General features: G+C 36.5%; 23 protein-coding genes. 13 read left to right on the forward strand and 10 right to left on the reverse strand.

Going from position 1 to position 23,451, the window contains the following annotated elements; genetic code table 11:
* Positions 1 to 789, reverse strand: a complete 789-nt coding sequence (gene cas6 / locus AC3QLY_RS13075; RefSeq protein WP_074420041.1) for a CRISPR-associated endoribonuclease Cas6 — start codon at positions 787 to 789, stop codon at positions 1 to 3.
* A 215-nt stretch (positions 790 to 1,004) separates the two neighbouring features.
* On the opposite strand from cas6, the gene AC3QLY_RS13080 reads away from it, so the two are divergent.
* Both AC3QLY_RS13080 and AC3QLY_RS13085 read left to right on the forward strand, forming a co-directional pair.
* The gene (locus AC3QLY_RS13080) at positions 1,005 to 1,184 is read left to right on the forward strand and encodes a fasciclin domain-containing protein (protein ID WP_218331333.1); all 180 of its coding nucleotides are present in this window, start codon (positions 1,005 to 1,007) and stop codon (positions 1,182 to 1,184) included.
* A gap of 163 nt (positions 1,185 to 1,347) precedes the next feature.
* The gene (locus AC3QLY_RS13085; protein WP_218331332.1) at positions 1,348 to 1,470 is read left to right on the forward strand and encodes a fasciclin domain-containing protein; all 123 of its coding nucleotides are present in this window, start codon (positions 1,348 to 1,350) and stop codon (positions 1,468 to 1,470) included.
* Between the two features lie 87 nt (positions 1,471 to 1,557).
* On the opposite strand, the gene pruA is transcribed toward AC3QLY_RS13085, so the two are convergent.
* Positions 1,558 to 3,189 (reverse strand): L-glutamate gamma-semialdehyde dehydrogenase, encoded by a 1,632-nt coding sequence (gene pruA, locus AC3QLY_RS13090; RefSeq protein ID WP_074420040.1) that lies wholly within the window; start codon positions 3,187 to 3,189, stop codon positions 1,558 to 1,560.
* Positions 3,190 to 3,310: 121 nt separating this feature from the next.
* On the opposite strand from pruA, the gene AC3QLY_RS13095 reads away from it, so the two are divergent.
* The 4 genes from AC3QLY_RS13095 to AC3QLY_RS13110 are packed head-to-tail and all read left to right on the forward strand — an operon-like array spanning position 3,311 to position 6,792.
* Positions 3,311 to 4,315 (forward strand): class 1 isoprenoid biosynthesis enzyme, encoded by a 1,005-nt coding sequence (locus AC3QLY_RS13095; RefSeq protein WP_218331331.1) that lies wholly within the window; start codon positions 3,311 to 3,313, stop codon positions 4,313 to 4,315.
* A gap of 31 nt (positions 4,316 to 4,346) precedes the next feature.
* Positions 4,347 to 5,519, forward strand: coding sequence for a putative sugar nucleotidyl transferase (locus tag AC3QLY_RS13100; protein ID WP_074417733.1), 1,173 nt, complete (start codon positions 4,347 to 4,349; stop codon positions 5,517 to 5,519).
* A gap of 37 nt (positions 5,520 to 5,556) precedes the next feature.
* The gene (gene tpiA / locus AC3QLY_RS13105; protein ID WP_074417732.1) at positions 5,557 to 6,318 is read left to right on the forward strand and encodes a triose-phosphate isomerase; all 762 of its coding nucleotides are present in this window, start codon (positions 5,557 to 5,559) and stop codon (positions 6,316 to 6,318) included.
* The gene (locus tag AC3QLY_RS13110; protein WP_074417731.1) at positions 6,319 to 6,792 is read left to right on the forward strand and encodes a hemerythrin domain-containing protein; all 474 of its coding nucleotides are present in this window, start codon (positions 6,319 to 6,321) and stop codon (positions 6,790 to 6,792) included. It abuts the gene before it with no gap.
* A 2-nt stretch (positions 6,793 to 6,794) separates the two neighbouring features.
* Here AC3QLY_RS13110 and AC3QLY_RS13115 read toward each other — a convergent pair whose 3' ends face one another.
* Entirely contained in the window at positions 6,795 to 7,763 is a 969-nt protein-coding gene (locus AC3QLY_RS13115) for an ion channel (RefSeq protein ID WP_074417730.1), read from the reverse strand.
* A 115-nt stretch (positions 7,764 to 7,878) separates the two neighbouring features.
* Between AC3QLY_RS13115 and AC3QLY_RS13120 the strand changes: the two genes are divergently transcribed.
* From AC3QLY_RS13120 to lepA, 3 genes are all read left to right on the forward strand, one after another.
* Complete coding sequence (locus tag AC3QLY_RS13120; RefSeq protein ID WP_492989855.1) at positions 7,879 to 9,171, forward strand: MATE family efflux transporter; 1,293 nt, start codon at positions 7,879 to 7,881, stop codon at positions 9,169 to 9,171.
* Between the two features lie 7 nt (positions 9,172 to 9,178).
* Positions 9,179 to 10,348, forward strand: a complete 1,170-nt coding sequence (locus tag AC3QLY_RS13125; protein ID WP_218331329.1) for a glycosyltransferase — start codon at positions 9,179 to 9,181, stop codon at positions 10,346 to 10,348.
* Positions 10,349 to 10,411: 63 nt separating this feature from the next.
* Complete coding sequence (lepA, locus tag AC3QLY_RS13130; protein ID WP_074420036.1) at positions 10,412 to 12,196, forward strand: translation elongation factor 4; 1,785 nt, start codon at positions 10,412 to 10,414, stop codon at positions 12,194 to 12,196.
* 84 nt (positions 12,197 to 12,280) lie between these two features.
* Here lepA and purB read toward each other — a convergent pair whose 3' ends face one another.
* Positions 12,281 to 13,627, reverse strand: a complete 1,347-nt coding sequence (gene purB / locus AC3QLY_RS13135) for an adenylosuccinate lyase (protein WP_218331328.1) — start codon at positions 13,625 to 13,627, stop codon at positions 12,281 to 12,283.
* Positions 13,628 to 13,774: 147 nt separating this feature from the next.
* Between purB and AC3QLY_RS13140 the strand changes: the two genes are divergently transcribed.
* Both AC3QLY_RS13140 and AC3QLY_RS13145 read left to right on the forward strand, forming a co-directional pair.
* Positions 13,775 to 14,521: a menaquinone biosynthetic enzyme MqnA/MqnD family protein gene (locus AC3QLY_RS13140; RefSeq protein ID WP_218331327.1), complete on the forward strand. Its 747-nt coding sequence runs from the start codon at positions 13,775 to 13,777 to the stop codon at positions 14,519 to 14,521.
* An 11-nt stretch (positions 14,522 to 14,532) separates the two neighbouring features.
* A complete protein-coding gene (locus AC3QLY_RS13145) occupies positions 14,533 to 15,315 on the forward strand; it encodes a glycosyltransferase (protein ID WP_218331326.1) in 783 nt (260 codons plus the stop codon).
* Between the two features lie 5 nt (positions 15,316 to 15,320).
* On the opposite strand, the gene AC3QLY_RS13150 is transcribed toward AC3QLY_RS13145, so the two are convergent.
* The 3 genes from AC3QLY_RS13150 to AC3QLY_RS13160 form a co-directional block, all read right to left on the reverse strand.
* Positions 15,321 to 16,070, reverse strand: a complete 750-nt coding sequence (locus AC3QLY_RS13150; protein WP_074420033.1) for a TylF/MycF/NovP-related O-methyltransferase — start codon at positions 16,068 to 16,070, stop codon at positions 15,321 to 15,323.
* A 247-nt stretch (positions 16,071 to 16,317) separates the two neighbouring features.
* Positions 16,318 to 17,463, reverse strand: coding sequence for a glycosyltransferase family 9 protein (locus AC3QLY_RS13155; protein ID WP_218330443.1), 1,146 nt, complete (start codon positions 17,461 to 17,463; stop codon positions 16,318 to 16,320).
* Between the two features lie 20 nt (positions 17,464 to 17,483).
* Complete coding sequence (locus tag AC3QLY_RS13160; RefSeq protein ID WP_288095495.1) at positions 17,484 to 18,974, reverse strand: lipopolysaccharide biosynthesis protein; 1,491 nt, start codon at positions 18,972 to 18,974, stop codon at positions 17,484 to 17,486.
* A gap of 135 nt (positions 18,975 to 19,109) precedes the next feature.
* Between AC3QLY_RS13160 and AC3QLY_RS13165 the strand changes: the two genes are divergently transcribed.
* Both AC3QLY_RS13165 and AC3QLY_RS13170 read left to right on the forward strand, forming a co-directional pair.
* Positions 19,110 to 19,829, forward strand: a complete 720-nt coding sequence (locus tag AC3QLY_RS13165; RefSeq protein ID WP_074420030.1) for a class I SAM-dependent methyltransferase — start codon at positions 19,110 to 19,112, stop codon at positions 19,827 to 19,829.
* A gap of 13 nt (positions 19,830 to 19,842) precedes the next feature.
* Positions 19,843 to 20,829 carry a glycosyltransferase family protein gene (locus tag AC3QLY_RS13170; RefSeq protein WP_492989856.1) on the forward strand — a complete coding sequence of 329 codons (987 nt, stop codon included), beginning with the start codon at positions 19,843 to 19,845 and terminating at the stop codon, positions 20,827 to 20,829.
* On the opposite strand, the gene AC3QLY_RS13175 is transcribed toward AC3QLY_RS13170, so the two are convergent.
* From AC3QLY_RS13175 to AC3QLY_RS13185, 3 genes are read right to left on the reverse strand one after another with little or no spacing between them, the layout of a single operon-like run.
* Positions 20,826 to 21,425 carry a class I SAM-dependent methyltransferase gene (locus AC3QLY_RS13175; protein WP_353850248.1) on the reverse strand — a complete coding sequence of 200 codons (600 nt, stop codon included), beginning with the start codon at positions 21,423 to 21,425 and terminating at the stop codon, positions 20,826 to 20,828. The two genes, AC3QLY_RS13170 and AC3QLY_RS13175, sit on opposite strands and share 4 nt — an antisense overlap.
* Positions 21,418 to 22,335 carry a glycosyltransferase family 2 protein gene (locus tag AC3QLY_RS13180; RefSeq protein ID WP_492989857.1) on the reverse strand — a complete coding sequence of 306 codons (918 nt, stop codon included), beginning with the start codon at positions 22,333 to 22,335 and terminating at the stop codon, positions 21,418 to 21,420. Before AC3QLY_RS13180 ends, AC3QLY_RS13175 begins: the two co-directional genes overlap by 8 nt.
* Positions 22,319 to 23,449, reverse strand: a complete 1,131-nt coding sequence (locus tag AC3QLY_RS13185) for a glycosyltransferase family 4 protein (RefSeq protein ID WP_492989858.1) — start codon at positions 23,447 to 23,449, stop codon at positions 22,319 to 22,321. The genes AC3QLY_RS13180 and AC3QLY_RS13185 overlap by 17 nt, the downstream gene beginning before the upstream one ends.
* Between the last annotated feature and the right edge of the window lie 2 nt (positions 23,450 to 23,451).

Consider the following 23,451-nt stretch of genomic DNA (forward strand, 5'->3'; position numbering starts at 1 on the left):
TTATTCCAATGGTTTAATGCAACCCATGCCCATGGCATTATAAATACCCAGACCTGCGTTCATGGCGAATTCAATGATAGGAGCCGGGGATTTTATTTGTATTTTAAATTTTTCGTATCCTCTAATTTTGGTTTCCTCAGGTGTGTTTTCTTTTATAGTAATTAATCTGTGCCTTGGAGGCGTGGCATAATACGCTGTTTTTATTTGAATGGTTTCAAAAAGTTGTTGCTTTTCTTCTGTACTTAAAGGGTGAATGCTATTCCATTTTTCTACTAAATTATAACGGATACTATTTTCATAACCCTGATCAAGCGGCGACATATAATCATAATGCCCCCTGTTGTTTTTTAGTCCGGTTACTAACGGACTGGCAGGTACAAACCACAAAGTAGCTATGGCATCTAATTTCGGAGTTGGCAATAATTGTACTTCTTTAATCATGAAATGTGCCTTTGAACGGCTGTCGGCTATAGTAATTTGTTGATGTAGAAAAATACCTTTAATAAAATGGGTGGCCGCATCCGGCATGTGAAAACAAGTTAACAAGGTGGCACGATTGGTTGTACATATCATTCTATCTCCCTTTATTTCAAAAGGAATATTGAGGTTGGAAAAGGTAAACAATTTAAAGGATTTGAAGCCGGATGTATAGCCGGCATTGTGCAGAAAGCGGGCATAAACTTCGTCAGACTGTTGTATAATTTTATAAATAGCGGCCGATAAAGGATACTGGTAATTTAAACCAATGATAGCAGGCGTATTTGATTCTAATATAAGTTGAAATTGCATATTGAATGGATAATAGTTTGCTGTATTTAAAATGAATATTCTTACAAACAGGTTGATTCAAAATTTTTTTAAATGAATTTTCTATTTCATTCAAACTTTTTTGTTGAATGAAAAAAATTATTGCTGCCTGTAATCATTACACAAAATAGAATATCTTATTAAAATATGAAAATAATCTAACCTTTTGTTATGCACAATCGTTAAAAAAATGCGTTATGAAAACAAAATTATTATTCTTTGCCTTTGCAGCAATTCTTTTGCCGGGTTCGTTTTCGGTACAAGCGCAGAAAACAGTTTTAGCCATTGCTGCCGTTAAAACAGCAGGATTGGCGCAGGCTTTAGAAGGGAAGGGGCACTTTACGGTTTTTGCTCTTACCAATGCAGCATTTAATTAATTGCCGGATGGTACCATTGCCAATTTATTGAAGCCTGAAAACAAGGCTTTGATCATTAAAATTTTAACTTACAATATTGTACCGGGTAAATTAACCGCCAAATATGTAAAGGCTGCCATTCAAAAAGTACACGGTACTGCCCAAATATAAACTTGCAAGAGGAATGTTGAAGGCAAGGTTACATGATGTAAAGGTTTTGCTGACTGATGCTAAAGGTGGCACAGCAATGGTTACTGCTACTGCTATAATGGCAAGTAACGGAGTAATACATGTAATTAATGCCTGAATAAATTTTTATATATCCCTTCAAATGTAAAAAGCAGCCCTGGCATAAGAATGGGCTGCTTTTTGTGTTTTATTTATTGTATTCTTGTTATGACTCCTGCATAAAGGTATAACCGTAATCAACGGGAGGGTTAAATGTTTCTTTAATAGTTCTGGCACTTAACCAGCGGTACAGGTTTAAAATACTTCCTGCTTTGTCGTTGGTACCACTGGCTCTGGCCCCACCAAAGGGTTGTTGCCCAACTACCGCTCCGGTAGGTTTATCATTAATATAAAAATTACCGGCAGCATTGCGTAGTTTGTGTGTAGCCAAAACAATGGCTTCACGGTCTTTTGCTATGATAGAACCTGTTAATGCATAAGGTGATGTACCGTCAACCAAATCTAATACAGCTTCAAATTCGTTGGCAGGATATACATACAGGGTAAGTACAGGCCCAAATATTTCTTCACAAAGTGTTACATATTTCGGATCTTCTGCTATAATAATGGTAGGCTGTATAAAGTAGCCTTCTTTTTTGCTGCATTCACCACCCACTAAAATGGAAGCTTTTTTAGAGCGCTTGGCTCCGTCAATATAACTTTTAATTTTGTCAAAACTTTTTTCATCAATTACGGCATTCATAAAATTACTGAAATCTTCTACGGTTCCCATTTTAAAACTATTCACACCTGCCACTAATTTTTTCTTGATCTTTTCAGAAAGATTAGAAGGAATATATGCCCGGGATGCCGCAGAACATTTTTGTCCCTGATATTCAAAAGCACCACGTAACAATGCAGTAACGGTTACATCAACGTCGGCTGATTTGTGTACTACTACAAAATCTTTTCCTCCGGTTTCGCCAACAATACGGGGGTATGACTTGTATATGGCCATATTTTTTCCAATGGTTTCCCACATGGTATTGAATACGCCGGTTGAACCGGTAAAATGCACACCGGCAAAATCCCGGTGATTAAAACAAACTTTTCCCAAAGTCGGCCCATCCACATAAATTAAATTAATTACCCCTTGTGGCAAACCTGCTTCCAGCAATATTTTCATAAACAACTGTGCCGCAAATACCTGCGTATTGGCTGGTTTCCAAACTACTACATTACCGCACATGGCAGCCGAAGTAGGTAAATTACCACTAATGGCAGTAAAGTTAAATGGGGTTATTGCAACTACAAAACCTTCTAAAGGTCGGTATTCCATACGGTTGTGCATACCTGGGGCACTATTGGGTTGTTGCCGGTATATTTCACTTAAATAATGAACATTAAATCGTAAAAAATCTATTAATTCACAGGCGCTGTCAATTTCTGCCTGAAAAGCATTTTTACTTTGCCCCAACATGGTGGCTGCATTCAAATAGGGTCGGTATTTCGTAGCCAGCAAATCGGCAGCTTTTAAGAAAATCCCTGCTCTGTCTTCCCAAGGCATATCAGCCCATGCTTCTCTGGCCGTTAATGCTGCATCTATGGCTTGCTGTACATGCTTTTCATCTCCTGCATGAAAATAACCTAAAGTGTGTTTTATTTCATGTGGCGGATGCAGTGCTATTTTTTTATTGGTTTTCACTTCTTTAGAGCCAATATACATGGGTATATCTGCTGTAGCTGCTTTTAATTCGGCTAATGCTTTTTTGAGCAATTCCCGTTCTTTACTTCCGGGTGCATACTGTAAAACCGGCTCATTGGCCGGCATGGGATAAGAAAATGTGCCTAAACTCATGGTGCAATGATTTGTTGAATAAAACTGCAAGTTACTAAACTTGTTTTGTTTGGCATGTAACAAAAAGCATGGTTCTGATTCTATGAAAATGATATGCTAAATAATAGTTTCTTTGTAATCTGTGGAAACTTTAAAGAAATACATACTGGCCATTCCGGTCGTTTTCAAACTTTTGTTGCATTTTATTATCAGCAGGCGGCAATCGAAGCGTTTTGCACAGGAACTGATTGCAGCTATTGAAACAAAACATGGCGTTTTAATAGCTGATGCGGTAAAACAAAAATCCATTATTAGTTATGCCATTTATACCCCCATTGTTTGCGATGCTTTTACGCAATTGCATGGACGTTATACTACTATTGCTGAAAAAACCCGATTGGTATATTATTTTGTAATGGCATCGATGTACGATGATTTTTTTGATACCCATGCATTAACTGTTGCTGAAATTGAAGCCCTTACTTTTTCGGGTGATGATTATACGCCTAAGTCGGATGATGAATATCTCATCAGAGCCATTCACCGGTATTTATTGCAGGAAGTAAAACAGAAGGAAGCATATCTTGCTTTGTTTCATGATATGTTTACGGCCCAGAAAGATTCTTTACAACAATTCAATCTATCTATTTCAGCAGAAACATTATTGTCTGTAACCCATCGTAAAGGCGGCTTTGCAGTGCTGATGTGTTATTTTTATATGGATGTGGAAGGTACCGGGGCAGAAAAAAAATGCTGGTATTTGTTAGGTACTATTATTCAAATGATCAATGATTTGTTTGATACTTACAAAGACAGCAGGGCGGGAATTTATACGTTTGCCAACCATTCTTCTTCTGTTGCTGCTATACAGCATGCTTATAAGCAACAAGTTCTATTGTTAAAAAACGAAATCAATGCCCTGAATGCACCTGACAAACAAAAACGTTTGTTTAATTATACCATGGCTGCGGTATATTGTTTGGGATTTCTGGCCATTGAACAATTACAACAAATTGAAAGCCGATTGGGTACTTTGCCGGATTTTGCTACACTGTCCAGAAAAGATTTAATTATTGATATGGAAAAATACAGCAACAGAAAACGCTGGATACAACTATTTGTTGAGCATGGAAATGATTGGTTATGAAATATAAATTTTCATTTTAAAAAGTTGCTATATGCTACCTATTGTATTGTACGATAATGCCGATTGGCGGAATGATTTTTATCCCTTTTCAGTGAACCGGTCGGTAGCTGATTTGCGTTTTGGCATTTTTACGCAAAAAGAACGTTGGGAAAAATTTTCTGGCACTACGGTGTATATTGCTACAATAGATTATTTATGCAATTTATACCCATCGGTACCTGAAAATGAAGCAATTTATGTTGCCGCCAATATTTTACCCAATATTGAGTTGTTGAATACATTGGTTGCTTTACGGCCCGGACAATCTGTTATTTATCAAAACCGGATGATTGCTTTTTGTGGCAATTATGTAATGGCTCTAAATTTTTTTCGAAATGAAACAAATAATATTGTTGTTCCCAATTCATTTCAACATTCCCTTCAAATGCTGCAATCTGTTACCGATTTGTTTCGGTTCAATGCAGCCATCATTCAGGAAGATATTACATTAGTTCGTTCTTTACAACAACCGGGTACAATGGATGCATCCAATCGTATTGAAAATCCTAATGCAGTATGGATAGCACCTGATGCCATAGTAAAACACGTTACCATCAATGCAAACGATGGCCCTGTATACATTGGCGAAAATGCTTTGGTGATGGAAGGTGCTTTGTTACGTGGCCCCATTGCCGTTGGTGCAAATGCTGTAGTAAAAATGGGAGCTGCTATTTATGGAGGCACTTCAATTGGCAGGTATAGCGTGGCGGGTGGTGAAATTAAAAACAGTATTATCATGGATTATAGCAACAAAGCGCATCATGGTTATTTAGGTGATAGTGTGGTTGGGAACTGGTGTAATATAGGTGCAGGAACCAGCAATAGCAACATAAAAAATAGCGGAGCCCCGGTTTCGGTGTGGAATGATGCTACAAAAACCTATGGTAATCTTCTGCAAAAATGTGGCGTTTTAATGGGCGATTATACCCGTGTAGCCATCAATTCCTCCATCAACACGGCTACTGTAATGGGTATTTGTTGTAATGTTTTTGGAGCGGGATTGTTGCCCAGACACCTGCCGCATTTTTCATGGGGGTTAGAAAAAAAATACAACTTGAAGCAGGCAATAGCGGATATTTCACATTGGATGGAATTTAAAAAATGCAGGCTATCAAATCATGAAATTAAAATACTGCAGCATATCTTTGAGCAATTGAGTGAGTAAACACTTTATTTTTAAATTGAATTAAATTATCAACAACATGCGCAAACAAATTGCAGCCGCCAACTGGAAAATGAATTTAAACCTGGAAGAAGGTACCACTTTATTAACCAATATATTGCAGGCGCCGTTGGCGCTATTGCCCGGTCGGGAAGTAATTTTTGCTGTTCCATTTCCTTATATACCCATGGCTGTAGAAAAATGTGGTGGAAAAGAAAATATTTTTATTGCCGCACAAAATTGTTCCCATAAAAAATCAGGTGCATATACAGGTGAAACGGCTGCTTTCATGTTGCAATCGGTAGGTGTACAATATGTTATAATAGGCCATAGTGAAAGGAGAGAATATTTTAATGAAACCAATGCCATGCTGGCAGAAAAAATTGACCTATGCTTAGCGCACCAATTGCAACCTTTGTTTTGTTGTGGTGAACCATTGGTTGTAAGAGAAGCAGGTAAAGAAACCGAGTATGTTGCCAATCAATTGGTTGAATCCATTTTTCATTTAACCACTGAACAAATACAGCAGATAGTTATTGCTTATGAACCTATATGGGCTATTGGAACCGGCAAAACAGCCACAACAGCTCAGGCACAGCAAATGCATGCTTTTATTCGTCAGCAATTAGAACAAAAATATGGCCATCATATTGCACAATCTGTTTCCATTTTATATGGCGGTAGTGTAAAAGCTGCCAATGCAAAAGAGTTGTTTTCGCAACCCGATGTTGATGGCGGATTGGTAGGTGGGGCATCTTTACAGGCGGCAGAATTTATTACCATCATACAATCATTAGATTAAATGCCCATTAAACGAACAGAAGCCATGCAGCCACTGTCAAGGCAGCATCACAATGGCTTATTATTTTGCCTGTTGTTGAAAAAGGGGATTGCCAAAAATGCAGCTATAAAAATTATCTGCGATTTTTCCATTCATTTTTGGGAAACCGATTTGCAACACCATTTTCAGTTAGAAGAAATTTGCCTGCGTAATTTAGGGAATACTTATCCTGTATTAAACAGCGGCATTCAACAAATGTTAACTGAGCATCGTTTATTGCAGCAATATTTTAAACAAATGGCCATTCATGTTACCTGCAATGATATTACACAATTGAGTGAATTGCTGGAAAAACATATACGTTTTGAAGAGCGAATTTTGTTCCCGCATATTGAAACTACCATTAATAGTGAGGCGCTGCAACGCATTGGGAAAGTATTGCAGGGAGAAGAAGATCATAATTGTATGCAATATCCCATTCGTTTTTGGGAATAATGTTACATGGAAACAGGAAGGGGGGCGGGTTCATACGCATTTAGTTTATCTAAATACAAAATGGTAGTGGAACCATCTTCCGAAGGATGATACATGGGAACGAACTTGGCGCCATAAATAAATTCACGATAGGTATACGAAGTTCTTGAAACAACGGTTGATGAAAAACTTTCATCAAATCCTTCTAAAAACACCAGCAATTCAGTTTCTGCTGTAGCTATATCTGCTTTTGTGAGGCCATAAAGCGGACTATCTTGTTGAATGGGATGCACCAGCGTCCAGTTCGACATTAAGGTAGAAGCTTTTGAAATATCCAATGCGGCACTGAAAAATCTATTTTTCATCACACCATCTTCCATAATTTTTAAAGAAATAGTAAAACGGGCTTCTACATTTACCAAATAATTTTTTGTATAAGGCACCAATCTAACCATCAAAGCCACGCCATCTTTGAAAGGAACAAACAAAGCATTTTTACTGTATTGAATGTAAGCTTTGGGCCTGGCAAATCGACCATACATTAACCCGGTTGCTATGGCAAAACTCAAAAGCCCGAATAAGGCTTCTAATGAAGCAACAAAACTGGCCATAAAGCCAATGGGGCTTATTCTTCCATACCCAACTGTTGTAAATGTTTGGGCACTGAAAAAGAAGGCCTCTCCAAACTTTTCTGCTGCCGTAGTGGTTTCAATACCTCCTAAATGATCTAAACCTATCCCTAAATAAATACCCGCAAATAAAATATTTATAGTAATAAAAAACAATACAATAATCAGTAAAAACTTCCATATAGACATCGATAGGAGTGCATGATATACATTTAACCTTTCAAAAAAACGCATTCCTTTTACCTGAATGTTTGGGGTGCCATCGCGATTCAATAACCGACCGCCCACCAAACTACTTACAGTGCTTAAACCGGTTTCTGTTTCGTTTTTTGCTTTTTTATTAATGTGCTTGATAAAAGGCATATATCATTGGTTGCTGCATCGAAAATAAAGTATTTTAATTGTATTGTTGATGGTTGATAGACCCATATTATATTTGATTGCAGGTTTGCAGCTGCTATTTTTAATTAGCCTAAAAATGTTTGCTTTGATAAGTTTAAAAAAGAATGTACAACAACAAATTTTGGCAAGAAGCATCTATGTGCTAAGTGCTTTATTGGTAAATGTTGCCATTGCCAGTTTTACCAATGCCGCTGCCACCGGAATGCTTTTGTACGCTTCGGCTATTTTTGCACTGATTGTTTTAATAGGAGGGATGAGTTTAGAAAGTGCTTTGGGTTATTATTATGCAGGAGAAAAATTAGGAGCTAAACACGCTATAACAATGGCTTTGTTCCAAATTATTGTGCTTTTAATGGTATTGTTGATGGTTCAGTTATTGTTTCCAACTTTCTTTGCAAGGCTCACCAATGGTTTTAATACAGGTTTGTATCTGTTTGTTTCCGGCACATTGCTTACTAACTTTTTTTTAGCCACATTGTATGCCGGAAAGCAATATCTGAAACCCAATTTAGTACAGGCCATACTGAACGTTTTGTTAGTGTTTATTTTGTGGGTTGAATATCGAAAAAACTTTGCTATAGCAATTCTATTTAAAACATATTTTTATTTTATTTTTTTGAATGGAGTGGTTGTTTTGCTGGTGTTTATGCAACAAGTAAAATGGAAAACGGAAAACGGTTCCATGCATTCATCTTTTAAGCAGGTGTACCAATATGCGATGAAAGCATTGTGGGCCAATGTGTTGTTTTTTATAGTGTATCGGTTAGACTATTGGTTTGTGCATCAATACACCACCGCTAATGATGCAGGCAATTACATTCAGGCAGCCAGATTAGCACAAATGTTTATCCTGCTTCCACAATTCATTGCTCCGGTAATTTTTAATACAACAGCCAATGGCGGCGCTACCCAACAAATGAATGAATGGTTAGCCGCATTCATGAAGTTTTTTTTCTTAATGTTTTCGATACTGTTTATTGTAGTGGCAGCGGGCGGACAATTTATTTTTACGCATCTTTTTGGTTCCAGCTTCAATAATATCCACAAAGTATTGTTGCTGTTCATTCCGGGTTTATTTTTTCTATCTTGTTTAAACTTGCTTTCTGCTTATTTTGGTGGAATGAATCGCGTTCGCATCAATATAGTAGGAGCAGCTTTGGCTGCTGTAACTACTATTGCAGGAAATATTTTGATTATACCTTTTTATACTATTTTTTGGGCAGCGTTGGTAAGTACCTTGTCTTACATAGTGGCTGCTTTATGGGCATTGTATCAGTACAAAAAAATGCCGCCATCGCTTTCTATTGATTTGTTTTCCCTGAAAAAATCAGATTGTCGTTTTATTCAGGCATTATTCCATTCAAAATAAGAATAATATGAAGGTATTGTGGTTGGCCAGTTGGTATCCTGATGAATTAGAACCTAAAAATGGCGATTTTATTCAACGCAATGCCAAAGCCGTTGCTGCTTTTATGCCTTTGGTAGTGATTCATGTGGTGCAGGCAGGCAGCAGGTTTAAAACACATGCTAAATGGGAACGTACAAAAATTGATGGCCTGGAAGAATGGATTGTTTATTTTAACTATACACCAACCCGATTCAAAAAACTCAATACCCTTTTATATCATTTTGCCTACTTACATTGTTACAAGGCCATACTTAAAAAATATGTTGCAGCGTTTGGATTGCCCGATTTACTTCATGTACATGCACCCATCAGGGCAGGAATGGTAGCACGTAGCTGGTGCAAAAAAAATGACATACCTTATATTGTTTCTGAACATGCTTCCATGTATGCCGCCACTGCAATGGATGCTTTTCAAAACAGGCCTTTCTGGTTCAGAAAAGCTGTACAATCTGTTTTAAAAGAAGCAGCCTTGGTTACCAATGTTTCACAAACTATTGCTTTTCGTTTAAAAAAATTTTTCCATTTACAGCGGGTTAGCGTTATTCCTAATTTAGCCGATACTGAAAAGTTTTATTATCAACCCGATATTGCTAATCATGTGTTTACTTTTTTACATGTATCTTCTTTTTTGTCACAGAAAAACATTCACGGATTGCTAAACGCATTTCAGCAATTGATATATTATCATGCGCAATGGAAATTAGTGTTGGTAGGGCCGGTAACTCCTGAAATTGAAAGACTGATTGTAGAAAAAAAATTATCTGAATACATAGAATTTACAGGAGAATTGCAACATGAGGATGTGGCTGCTGTTATGCAACAAGCATCTGCAATGGTATTGTTCAGTTGGCAGGAAAATGCACCCTGTGTAATTGCCGAAGCACTGTGTTGCGGTTTACCGGTTATTACTTCCAATGCCGGTGGCGCTGCAGAACCCATTCATGCAGGCAATGGAATCGTTGTTGCACCCGGTGATGAGCAGGCACTGGTTGCAGCCTGTATCAGGATGATGCAGCAATACCATCAATACAACCGGGCCGAAATTGCACAGGCTGCTGCTAAAGTATTTGCTGCTCCCGTCATTGCCCGGCTTATTCTGAATCTATACCCCCCTTTACTGCTACACAAAAATGGATAAATTATTCGCAAAAATTCCCCACCACCGTCTACTTGACAGCTATCCTTATATCTTTGCATTTGTATGAAAAATATTAGAAACTTTTGCATTATAGCACATATTGACCACGGAAAAAGTACGCTGGCGGATCGATTATTGGAAGAAACCAAGACCATCGGCTCCAGAGATATGATGGATCAGGTATTGGATGATATGGATTTGGAACGCGAAAAAGGCATTACCATTAAAAGTCATGCTATTCAAATTAATTATCCGTACAAAGGAGAAGAATACATTTTAAACCTGATTGATACACCCGGCCACGTTGATTTTAGTTATGAAGTAAGTCGTGCATTGGCAGCCTGTGAAGGTGCTTTATTGTTGGTAGATGCATCACAAGGCATACAGGCTCAAACCATCAGTAACCTGTATCTGGCCATTGATAATGATTTGGAAATTATTCCTGTTATCAATAAAATTGATATGGATGGGGCCATGATTCCGGAAGTAACTGATCAGATTGTAGATTTAATTGGCTGTAAGCCCGAAGAAATTTTATTGGCCAGCGGCAAATCGGGCATTGGCATTACTGAAATTCTTCAGGCCATTATTGAGCGTATTCCTGCTCCGAAAGGAGATGTGGATGCACCATTGCAGGCGCTGATTTTTGATAGTGTTTTCAATAGTTTCAGAGGCATTATTGTGTACTTCAGAATTATGAATGGTACACTGCGAAAAGGTGATAAAATTCAGTTCGTATCAACCGGTCAGGATTATTTTGCAGATGAGGTGGGTGTACTGAAATTAACCATGACACCTAAAGAGGAGCTCCGTGCCGGAGATGTGGGTTATATTATTACCGGAATTAAAAATGCTAAAGAAGTGAAAGTGGGTGATACCATTACCTTAGCCGCTAATCCCGGAACCATGATTCAGGGTTTTGAAGAAGTGAAGCCAATGGTATTTGCCGGCATTTATCCTGTAAATACAGATGATTTTGAAGAATTGCGGGAATGTATGGATAAGTTACAACTGAATGATGCATCCCTTACATTTGAATTAGAAACTTCTAAAGCCTTAGGTTTTGGGTTTAGATGCGGATTTTTAGGTTTGCTGCACATGGAAATTATTCAGGAGCGCTTAGAAAGAGAATTTAATCAAACCGTTATTACCACAGTTCCCAACGTTAGTTTTCATGCCTATACTTCAAAAGGCGATAAAATTATAGTGAATAATCCTTATGAAATGCCCGATCCTACGCGTTTAGACAGGATTGAAGAACCATTTATCAAAGCACAAATTATTACACTGCCGGATTATATTGGCAATATTATGACACTTTGTTTGGGCAAACGGGGTATTCTCATTAATCAGTCGTATTTAACCCCAACAAGGGTAGAATTAATTTTTGAAATGCCACTTACAGAAATTGTATTTGATTTTTACGACAAATTAAAAAGCAGTACCCGTGGGTATGCCTCTTTCGATTATTCGCCTATCGGGTATAGAGAAGCTGATATTGTGAAGATGGATATTTTGTTGAATAATGACAAAGTGGATGCTTTAAGTGCTTTGATTCATAGAAGCAGAGCGCAGGATTTTGGCCGTAAATTGTGTGAAAAGTTAAAAGAATTACTGCCCCGTCAACAATTTCAAATTGCCATACAGGCTGCTATTGGCGCTAAAGTAATTGCACGTGAAACCATTTCGGCCATGCGAAAAGATGTTACTGCAAAATGCTATGGTGGCGATATTAGCCGTAAACGTAAATTATTGGAAAAACAAAAGGAAGGGAAAAAACGTATGCGACAAATAGGTAATGTGGAAGTGCCTCAGGAAGCCTTTTTAGCCGTTTTGAAATTAGATTAAATTATTTTTTAAACATATATCATCAAAAAGCCTGCTCAATTCAATTTTGAGCAGGCTTTTTAAAATTAATTACTTCCATCTTTTTTAATACGGAGCTGATACACCGGTATAATTATGCGGTGTAATAGCTTTCAGTTCTTTTTTTAGGGTTGCACTAATTTTTAAACCATCAATAAAATGATGCAACGTATTTTTTGTAATACCTTCTTTGCCTCTGGTAAGTTCTTTAAGTGATTCATACGGATTGGGATAATTCTCTCGGCGCAAAATAGTTTGAATGGCTTCAGCAACTACCGCCCAGTTATTGTCTAAATCTGATTGTATTTTGGCTTCATTTAATACCAATTTGCTGATGCCTTTCAGAATGGATTGGAAAGCAATGCAGGTATGGGCTGCCGGAATGCCTAAATTGCGTAATACAGTAGAGTCGGTTAAATCGCGTTGCAGCCTTGAAACCGGCAGTTTGGCTGCTATATGTGCCGCTAATGCGTTGGCTATTCCTAAATTACCTTCTGCATTTTCAAAATCAATCGGGTTTACTTTATGTGGCATGGCCGATGAGCCTACTTCTCCCTGCTTTGTTTTTTGCTTAAAATAATCCTGACTAATGTAAGTCCATATATCCCTACATAAATCAATCAATATGGTATTAATGCGTTGCATAGCATCTAAATGTGCTGCCAAATCATCATAATGTTCAATTTGTGTGGTAAACTGTTGCCTTTGTAAACCCAATTTTTTTTCCACAAATTCATTCCCCAATTGTATCCAGTTCTTCTTCGGAAAGGCTACTACGTGGGCATTAAAATTCCCGGTAGCACCGCCAAATTTTGCAGTAAACGGAATGGTAGCAAGCGAGGCAACTTGATGTTCTAAACGCTCGGCAAAAACCATGAATTCTTTTCCTAAAATTGTAGGCGAAGCAGGCTGGCCGTGTGTACGTGCTAGCATGGGTACTTTTTTCCATTGTTTAGCCAGCACAACTATTTGTTGTTTCAGGTGAATTAATTCGGGCAAATATTCCTGTTCAATATATTCTTTCCAACTCAATGGAATGGCAGTATTATTAATATCCTGTGAGGTTAAACCAAAATGTACCCATTCTTTAATGGCTGCTCCACCTGCTTTTTCAATATATTCTTTTAAAAAATATTCTATCGCTTTTACATCGTGGTTGGTAATGGCCTCTATTTCTTTAATATGATGGGCATCGGCCAGACTAAGATTATCCGCTATTTCCAATAATTTTTTTTGTAATGCAGCCGGTAGTTTAAAAAATCGTTTTTCTGCCAAAAAAATAAAATAAGCAACTTCAACCCTTACCCTGTACTTCATTAAAGCGTATTCCGAAAAATAGATATCTAAATGAGCCGTTTGTTTTCTATAACGGCCATCAATGGGCGAGAGAGCTGTCAAAGTGTTTAATTCCATTACAATTTGGTTTCATTACATGAATAAAATTTGGTTTCAATTGCTGCCATACTGTGTTGAAAGAAATCACTAAAAAATTAATCCATCACTTACATAAACAAATGAAACCGCCGAATTTTCTTTTCTTTGCATGCAAAAGTAAAAGAATTGGACAAGAGAATACGCGTTGGCGCTGTAAGTTATTTAAATACAAAGCCTTTATTATTTGGAGTGAAGCAAAATGCTACATTATTACAACAAATTGATTTAATAGAAGATTATCCCGCCCATATTGCAGAAATGTTATTGAATGATACGATTGATGTGGGTTTAATTCCCGTAGCAGTATTGCCCAAAATGAAAGAATCGTACATTATTACTGATTATTGCATTGGTGCTGAGCATGAGGTAGCTTCTGTTTGTATTTTCAGCGAGCAGCCTATTGAATCAGTTACGCATATACTGTTAGACTATCAAAGCCGCACTTCGGTGAACTTAGCCAAAGTATTGCTGAAGCATTATTGGAAGAAGGAAGTCGTTTTTATAGATGGCAGTATTGATTTCAGAGAACAGATTAAAGGCAATACCGCCGGCGTAGTAATTGGCGACCGGGCATTGGAACAACGCAATATTTCTCCATATGTATACGATTTAGCAGCAGCATGGAAATCAATGACAGGTTTGCCCTTTGTTTTTGCAGCCTGGATTGCCAATAAACCTTTGAATGCAGCATTTATAGAAGCATTCAATAAAGCCAATGGTTATGGGGTTTTGCATATTCATGAAGTGTTAGAAGGAATGGATTATCCGGTGTATGATTTACACAAGTATTATACCGCAAACATTAGTTATTTGCTTACTAATGAGAAGAGAAAAGGATTAGCGCAATTTTTATCTTTACTTCACACAATATAAGCATTGCATCAATGGCAGCCATCACCATTATAACCATTTGTTACAATAACTTAACGGCTTTGCAAAAAACCTGTGCGGCTGTTGATGTGCAGACCTGTAAACCGGTTGCACATTGGATTATTAATGGTTCCACTACACCGGATATACAAGACTGGTTATTACAAACAACGCAGCCCGCTTACCGAAAATGGATCAATGAACCCGATAAAGGCATTGCCGATGCATTCAATAAAGGCATTAGCCGGGTGCACAATGGTTTTATTCATTTGCTGAATTCAGGTGATGTGTATGCCCATGAAAATGTATTAATGGAGGTAAACCGTTTTTTGGATGCGCATCCCGAAATACAATGGATGAGTGGCAAAATAACTTTAAAACGTGCACAACAATGGGTAACCGTTGGTAAGCCTTTTGATGCGAGCCAGTTATACAAAGGCATGCGTAGTATATCGCATCCCACCTGGTTGGTAAAAAAAGAAGTGTATGAACGATACGGTCTGTATGATATCAACTACAAAATTGGTATGGATTATGATATGCTTTGCCGTATAAAAAGCGAACCCTATGCATTTTATGATGGGGTTATTACTTTGTTTGATGATACGGGTATTAGTTCCACCCAATATTTAGCATCACTCAATGAAAACACAGTTATTTATGAAAAACACTTTGGCTATTCAGTGTGCTGCCGATTGTGGCAGTTTCGTTTGAAAGTATTGTATTTGTTACTGCAAACTCCATTTGGGCGATGGCTATTTCAATTAAAGAAGCATTTGGGAATGGAAAATAAGTAAAGTTACTATGCATTTTTAATTGCAATTCTACCGGTATCATCCATACGATTGAGTAAAATTTGAATTTTATTTTCTTGTATATATTCATCTACTGCCTGTCTTGAACCTTTCCAGAAACCGTAGTCATCTATAATTAATACGCCAAGATGAATGAGTTTAGGATACAAATGAATCATTTCATGTTTTGTGGAAACATACCAATCAGTATCTAAACGTAAAAGCGCAATTTGTTGCGGTATGATTGCAGGAACTGTTTGCAAAATATCACCTTCAATAAAATGTATATTTTCAGATGGATATTGAATGCTGGCAATATTATTTTTTACTTCTTCTAAAGTAGAATATGCCCAAACAACACTTTCGGTTTTGTTAGCAGCTTCTTGCTTTAATTGGGTGGCAGCATCTCGGTTCAATGAGTCCAGATCTTCTTTAGTGGGTGCAGTCATACCTGTAAAAGTATCATACAAATATAATTGCCGGTTAGTAATTCCCAATTGTACTAATGTTTCAGCTATCGCCATCATGCTGCCTCCTTTCCATACGCCACATTCTACAAAATCGCCGGGTATATTATTATGTATTATATATTTTACAGCTTCAATTAATCCATATAAGCGTTCATTGCTGGTCATTGTATAGGGTCTTACTTTAGCAACGATGTTTTGATGAAATGATTCAAAATCTAAGGGATAAGCCTGCTTTTGTTCTTCAATACCAAAAAATACTTTTAAAGCTTTGATGGGTTTTATTTTCATTTTTTTAAATTAAAAATATCATTGTTGTCCGACAAAAATTGTAAAATAATGGTTCAAACCCTTTACAGAAACATATTTCAGCCGATTTCAAAAGATGGGGTACTCCCTCCAATTTTGAAACAACCATTTTTTAGCCTGTAATTCTTTACAGCAAAGGATTATAGCTATTTTTAAGTTAAGTTTTGCCGGACAATAATGTAAAAATATATTATTTATATTTGGTTGGTTTCGAAAATAAATTAAGTTGCTATAAATATTTTTTTATAGTTGTAATCATTTTTAATACCGTAACACTGGCATACGGAATGTTTACCACATATTCGTATTTCAATAAATCATTTTCATTTCCTTTCGCCACTGCGTCATCAATTATATCCGGATAAACGGCAATAATATTATTGGCAATTTCTTTTGGATAAGGTGCAAACCGGCCATATTGTGAACCATTAAAAATTCCAAATACCGTGCAATTTACTAAAGCCGCTAAATGAATGGAGCCGGTATCTACTGACAATAAACATTTGGCTTGTTTCAATACCAGCAATAAATCGGGCAGAGTGGTTTTATTGGTTAAATTTTTTACCGGATGTTGGTATTCTTCTATAAATGCTTTGCAATAAGGTTGGTCTGCCCCTGAGCCGCAAACAACGGCCACCCATTTGTATTTTTCGTATAGATAATTACTTACTTCAACAAAATTTTCAGTAGGCCATATACGCTGTGCGCTTCTGGAACCGGGAAAAACTACAAAATAGTCATGAAATAGTTTTGACGGAATATCAGAGTGAATGTTTTCAATAGAAAATTCAGGTTTGTTGATGAGGCTTTTTGTTGCTGTTACAAATTCCGTAAATGCTTTGTTTCTGTAAAATTCAAAAACAGGCTTGTCCATTTCCGGCATTAATTGTTTATACAATTTAAAATCGTAAATATTTTCATACCCTGCATAATTTTCTTTATTGCGGAACATGCCAATGGTTACACGGGCTTTTGCAACTTTTACAATACTGTCATCAATTCTTTTTGAACGGGAATAAATAGGATTAATAACGATATCATATCGTTCCAAATAAATATTGCGTAAAAATTGAAAACGATAATACATATTGGTTTTAAAAGCATGCTTGTGCAACCAGATAGCTCTGGAAAAATAATTCTTTCCTTTTAAATTAAAAAGTGTTCTAACCGAAGTATTGCCCACAAATTCAATGGTATAGCCTTTTAGTAAGTGACACTGTGTTAATTCAGGTATAAACGATTGCCATAATATAAAATCGCCAATTTCATCAGTACGTATAATCAATGCTTTGGGGGTATCTGACTTTTTTCTCCTGCCTGCCAATGCAAGTAGTAAAATCAAATCATATATCAATCCTTTTAAAAAATTAAGCATCTTAAAAAATATATTTTATATCATGATGATTTTTTTTGAAACCATTTTTCATATAACTGCATGGCATCCGGTGTTAAATTCATAATAAAGATACCAACTAAGAAAATAATAGAAAACAATGCGGAACGAAGTATAATTCCTGTCCAGCCATTAATGGGATGAAACAGTAAATAACTTACCATAAATGCACCAACACCCAATACTATGGCCAAAATGGTTTTGCTGTTAAAAGGTTGCATGTTGAATTTTCTTCGTAAAAATTCAAACCGTATAAAATTGTAAATAGTGTAAGAAGCTAACTCGCCCACAGCCGAGCCAATAATGCCGTAATGTTTAATTAAAAACCAGGTTAAAGGTAAACGTAAGGTTAATAAAATCACCCCACTGTTAAAATCAAACTTCCAGTAAGTTGATGTATTAATAACTACATTATTTACACCTGTGCCGGCATCTACAATTCTGGCCATACCCAAAATAAACAAAACACCCAGGCCTGATTTGTATTTATCCTGCACATGCAACACCTCCATGCCCTGTGCCACATTCAGCCAAATGTTACCAAATATAAAAAGGGCTAACAGCAATAAATTGATACAGGAACGAACATAAATTCGGTTAATTTCCTTAAAATTTTTATCCTTCCAGGCTTTGGCTAAATAACCGGTGGCTATGGCCTGAATGCTGCGTTGCGGTACCTGCACCAAATTGGCTGCATATTGCGATAACCCAAAAATACCCACCGATACCAGATCTTGAAAATGCGCAATAAAAACACTATCAATGGTTGCGGCAATGGAGCTAATGAGGGTACCTCCAAAAATAAATGCCTGCATGCCCATCATTTTTTTCCAAAATTTTTTGGTTACCCGGCTCATTTGCAAGGGCAAATACAATTGTTTTATTTTTCGCAAATACAACACCAACACCACAAAAATAAACGCATATAAAAAAGTAAATAACCAAATAAAAGTTTCGAAACGGATAATTTTAAAATAAAACAGCAAAATGAACACAGTGGTAACCATGCGCATGACCGTTTCTTTCAAAAAATTAGCAATAATGGTTTGATGAATGGCCCAGCAATAGGCTTCTAATACAGAAAACAATAACATGCCCAAAGCAAATGGAAACATTAAATAATAAAAATCTACAATTAAAGGCGATTTTTGCTGATAGGCATGTACAATAACCGGCTGAAAATAAAAACCCACAATTAATAAAATAAAAAATCCGGCTAATGCAGTTCCCATTGCCCAGGTAACAATATCAATTTTTTGTGCTGGAAGATTGTCTTTGTAATAAGGATAAAATTTATAGATAACCGGAATGATACCTAAGCTGGAAAAAATGTACATGTTTTGCCCAAAATCAAAAAAAATACGGGTTAATCCAAACTGCTCGGGGGTAAATGAACCATTAGTTACATAAAAATAGGTATTCAGTGCACCTACTAAAAAACCTATGTACACTAAAAGGCTCGAAATAATGGTTTGATGCCGGATACTACCCATAATTGTGGTTGCCGATTGATGAATGCAACATAATGCGTCAAATTTATGTATTCAAAATACAAAGAAGGCGAAATAGACAGAATATATTTATGCAAAACAGTTTATCTTGCCGCAGTTACTTTATTGGTATGAACTATGGTTTCAAATGATTTTAACCCCACATTTCGGCATCCTTTGTATTGCATTAGAAAGGGATTGTACAACAAAATAAAGGTGTACAGTAAGGAACTGACCGGAAAATTATTAGATTTTGGATGTGGGGCAAAACCCTACGAGTCGTTATTTAACCATGTTGAAACCTATACCGGGGTAGATTATAATAGTGACGGGCATACCCATCAAAACGAATCAATTGATTTTTTTTATGATGGGAAAACACTACCATTTGAAACACACCAGTTTAACAGTTTATTCAGTTCAGAAGTGTTTGAGCATGTTTTTAATTTAGAAACTATTTTGCCGGAACTTAATCGGGTATTAAAGCCCGGTGGTAAAATGCTAATAACCTGTCCGTTTGCATGGGAAGAACATGAAATTCCGGTAGATTATGCCCGATATACCCAATTTGCGCTTCGGGCATTATTAGAAAAAAACGGATTCAAAATAATCATCATCGATAAAAACGGCCACGCTTTATCTACCATTCACCAAATGCTGATGGTGTATTTACACGACGATTGGTTAAATAGAGTTTATGTAGTTTCCCGATTTAAATTGTTTAAAAAAATAGTACGACAAATACTGGTACCTTTTTTAAATCTATTATTTATTTGCACGGAGCCCATTTGGCCAAAAAACCAACGGTTATATTTAAACACCATTGTTTTGGCTGAAAAAATAGGCGATAGCCTGTAAATATTATATGTAAATGATGCTGACTAAAACAAAAATAGCTTATACGGTTTGTTCGGCCAACCATTTGGCATATGCTAAAACTATGGCCGATAGTTTGTTATCGGTTGCTCCCGAATACACTGTAATTATTGGTTTGGTGGATAGAATAAATGGTCGTTTTTCTGTTGCTGAATTTTTACCTCATGAAGTAATGGAAGTGGAACAAATTGCTGTTCCAGAATTTGATAACATGAGCCGGCAGTACACTTTAATTGAATTGAATTGTGCCATGAAACCATTTCTGGCGCAGTATATATTTGCTTCAAAAAAACCGGATATTTTATTATACATAGATGCGGATATTTTTTTCTATCATTCTATATCAATCATTGAAGAAGTTTTAGAACAATCACCTATTATTATTACGCCGCATTTTTTTACGCCTATTAACGATGAGGCATTGCCGATGGAACGGGATGTATTAAGATCAGGAATTTATAATGCCGGTTTTATTGCCTTAAAAAATAATGCTATTACCCATTCATTTTTACAATGGTGGGCCGAACGGCTGAAAAATCAATGTTATTATAATTTTGCAGAAGGCATGGCGGTGGATCAAAACTGGTTAAACTTAGTACCGTTGTTTTTTGATAAAGTGGCTGTTTTGCAGCATAAAGGTTACAATGTGGCCTATTGGAATTTACATGAAAGAAAGCTTTCTATTCGAAACAATACAGTATGGGTTAATGATACAGAACCACTTATTTTTTTGCATATCAGTGGTTATAAGTTTGAAACACCCGAAATTTTATCGAAACATCAAACCCGTTTTCAATTGGGCAACTTACCCGTTCTTAAAAATTTGTTAGCTGATTATCGCCAATTGGTTTATCAAAATGGCTATTCACAATTCATTCAAATGCCTTGTTATTTTGCTAAACCCGTTAAAAAATCAACGGGCATAATGGCATTCGTTAATAAAATATTACTACCATTGCGCATTAAAATTACGAACGCTTAAAGTTTGTGTATTTGCAGCACCATTACCACATTGTAATCAATTTCGCAATTGCTGCTGAATAATAATTTGGTTTGAAGATTGGGAATGCGTTTTAATTGTTGCAGCATAAATTCAAATCCCATGTCTTTATGTACATGATAGGGGTTAAGTGGTTGCCCAATGCGGTTACAAATGGCTTCATATTTTTCCTGATTGGGGAAAACCAAAATCAGGTTACCTCCATTTTTGAGAATACGAATAAATTTTCGAAGAACCTGCGCTGTATCGGGTACATCTTCAATGAAGTGACTGCTGTACACATAATCATAGGTATTATCGGCTACCGGTATTTCATCTTTAATTACATCACAAGGTATATCTACTTTATCCTTCCCTGCATGCGCATAAGGTTGCGGATAATCAATACCATCGCAATCTACTTTTTTTATTTTATCGCCCCCAAAGCCAATATCGCATCCTTTACCAACACAATAGGGCAGTACCCATTTACGTACCTTAGCTGTTTCAGACGGATGTTGAAACTGAATGCCGAACCATCTGGATAAGGTACCTTTAATTTTACGGTTAACAAAGGTTTCAAATTCATGATTATTGATTTAGTAATCCTTTAAATGCGTCCACTCTAAATTGAATAACGGGCCATGCCTTTGCGGGATTACCCTGCAGCGTATATTGAATGGCTAAAATAAAGGCTGCGCCTAACTTAAAACAATATTCTATCAGTTTTTTAACATAAGCCCAACGGCTAATAGCCAAAACCCTTCTTCTTTCGCCACGGCCAATTCCACTGGCCACTCTATACATGTATTTTTTCGTTAATTTATTTACTTCTACCACATGATGCACAATAATGCCGGGATGATAATAAATTTTTTTTCCAAGCGCCTGCAGCCGATAAAAAAAATCTTTACCTTCTCCACCAATACGCATAGTACCCACAACACCGGGCAGGTTTTTATTGAACCCACCAATGGCTTTAAAATCGGCGGTTCTAATAATCATATTTGATTCTAACGGATATTTTCCCTGCTGAAAAACGCAAATGTTATTGCTATAATCAAAATTTCCTACCAATGAAGCCACATAATAACTCATCCACTTCGGTTCTTCCGGAATATATTTGGGAATAATTCGCCCACCGAGACCACCTGCATCGGTATGTGTTTCAAAAAAATCAACAATTTTTTCCAGATAATCCGAATCAGCAATGGCGTCATCATCCATAAAACAAAGTAAACTACCCTTTGCTAAATCGGCACCCGTATTGCGTGCAAATGAAGCACCCTGCTGCGTTTCATTTAAAAAATAAAAAGCATATTGCGAATGGTCAGCAATAAACTTTTTACAAATCTGCTCAGTATTATCGGTTGAATTGTTATTCACCACAATTACTTCAAACCAATTTTTATTGAAAGTTTGTTGCACCAGACTTTCTAATGCTGCAGCAATGTATGCAGCACGGTTATAGGTACAAATTACTACAGATATTTTAATGATAGGTTCCATGTAAGTTTTCTAAAACAGTATGTGCCTGTTGTGCAATATTACCCCAATAAAATTCATTATAAAAAGAATTGGGGGTATTATCTGTTGAATGGTTGTATTGTAAAACCCTGTTCGCAAACGCAACCGGATCATTATCGGGTACCAAAATCAATTTTGTTTGCGCAAAGTTTTGCGGAATACCTTTGGCACCGCTATGTGTAGTAATAACAGTGGTATTTTGAGCCAGGGCTTCTACCAATTTGGTTTTAATACCCGTTGCCATTGATCCGGGTAGAATCAATGCATCTACACCGGCATTGATGGCTGTTATATTTTCAACAAATCCTAAGTAGCGGATTTCGGGGTATAGCATAAATTTTTGCAACCATGCATCGGGCAGCATTTTACCGCAAATAAAAATACAAAAATTAAATTTATTTTTTCGTAATATCGGTATAATGGTATCCGTAATTTCTATTAAAACTTCAACATTTGGTGCATAGTTTAATGTTCCGTTGAAAAGCAATAAACAGGTTGTTGCAGGAAGATTCAATTGTTGTAGTAATTGGTTTCTTGCTGCCTTTTTTTCTGTGTCAGTTGGCGGTGTCTGCACATCAGTGCCATAACGAATGAGCGTTATTTTGTATGGATTTAAATTCCAGTTTTGTACGGCATAAGCTGCATCTTCTTCGCATTTAAAAAAATTATGGTTACACAATTGATGCACCCATTTTTCGTATCGGACATATATTTTCCAATATTTACGATGTTGTATTTTAAACCTTTCTGCTTCAATATTGTGTGAATGAATAATGAAAGGCTTATGTGTTAATAAATGCAACAAATAGCCATACCAGCCCCAATAAGAATGTTCTATAATAATTACATCAATATTCTCCCTGCGAATCAACTTTACAACAAAAAACAGTTTTAAAATATTCAGCAAACCTTTGCCTTGCGGAAACAGGTTATTGTATTTTTTAGGAAAAGGAATATCGGATAATTGATTGTTTTTTGATGCTACAATAACAACATTATCTAATTGAGAAAGGTATTCATAAAACTGCGCAATACCTTTCTGGCCACCCATTTGTGCGGGAAATACTTTATAAGAAATAAGCGCTAAAACGTTCATGC

It is taken from the genome of Hydrotalea sp. GW822-HT8A01 (assembly GCF_058798575.1).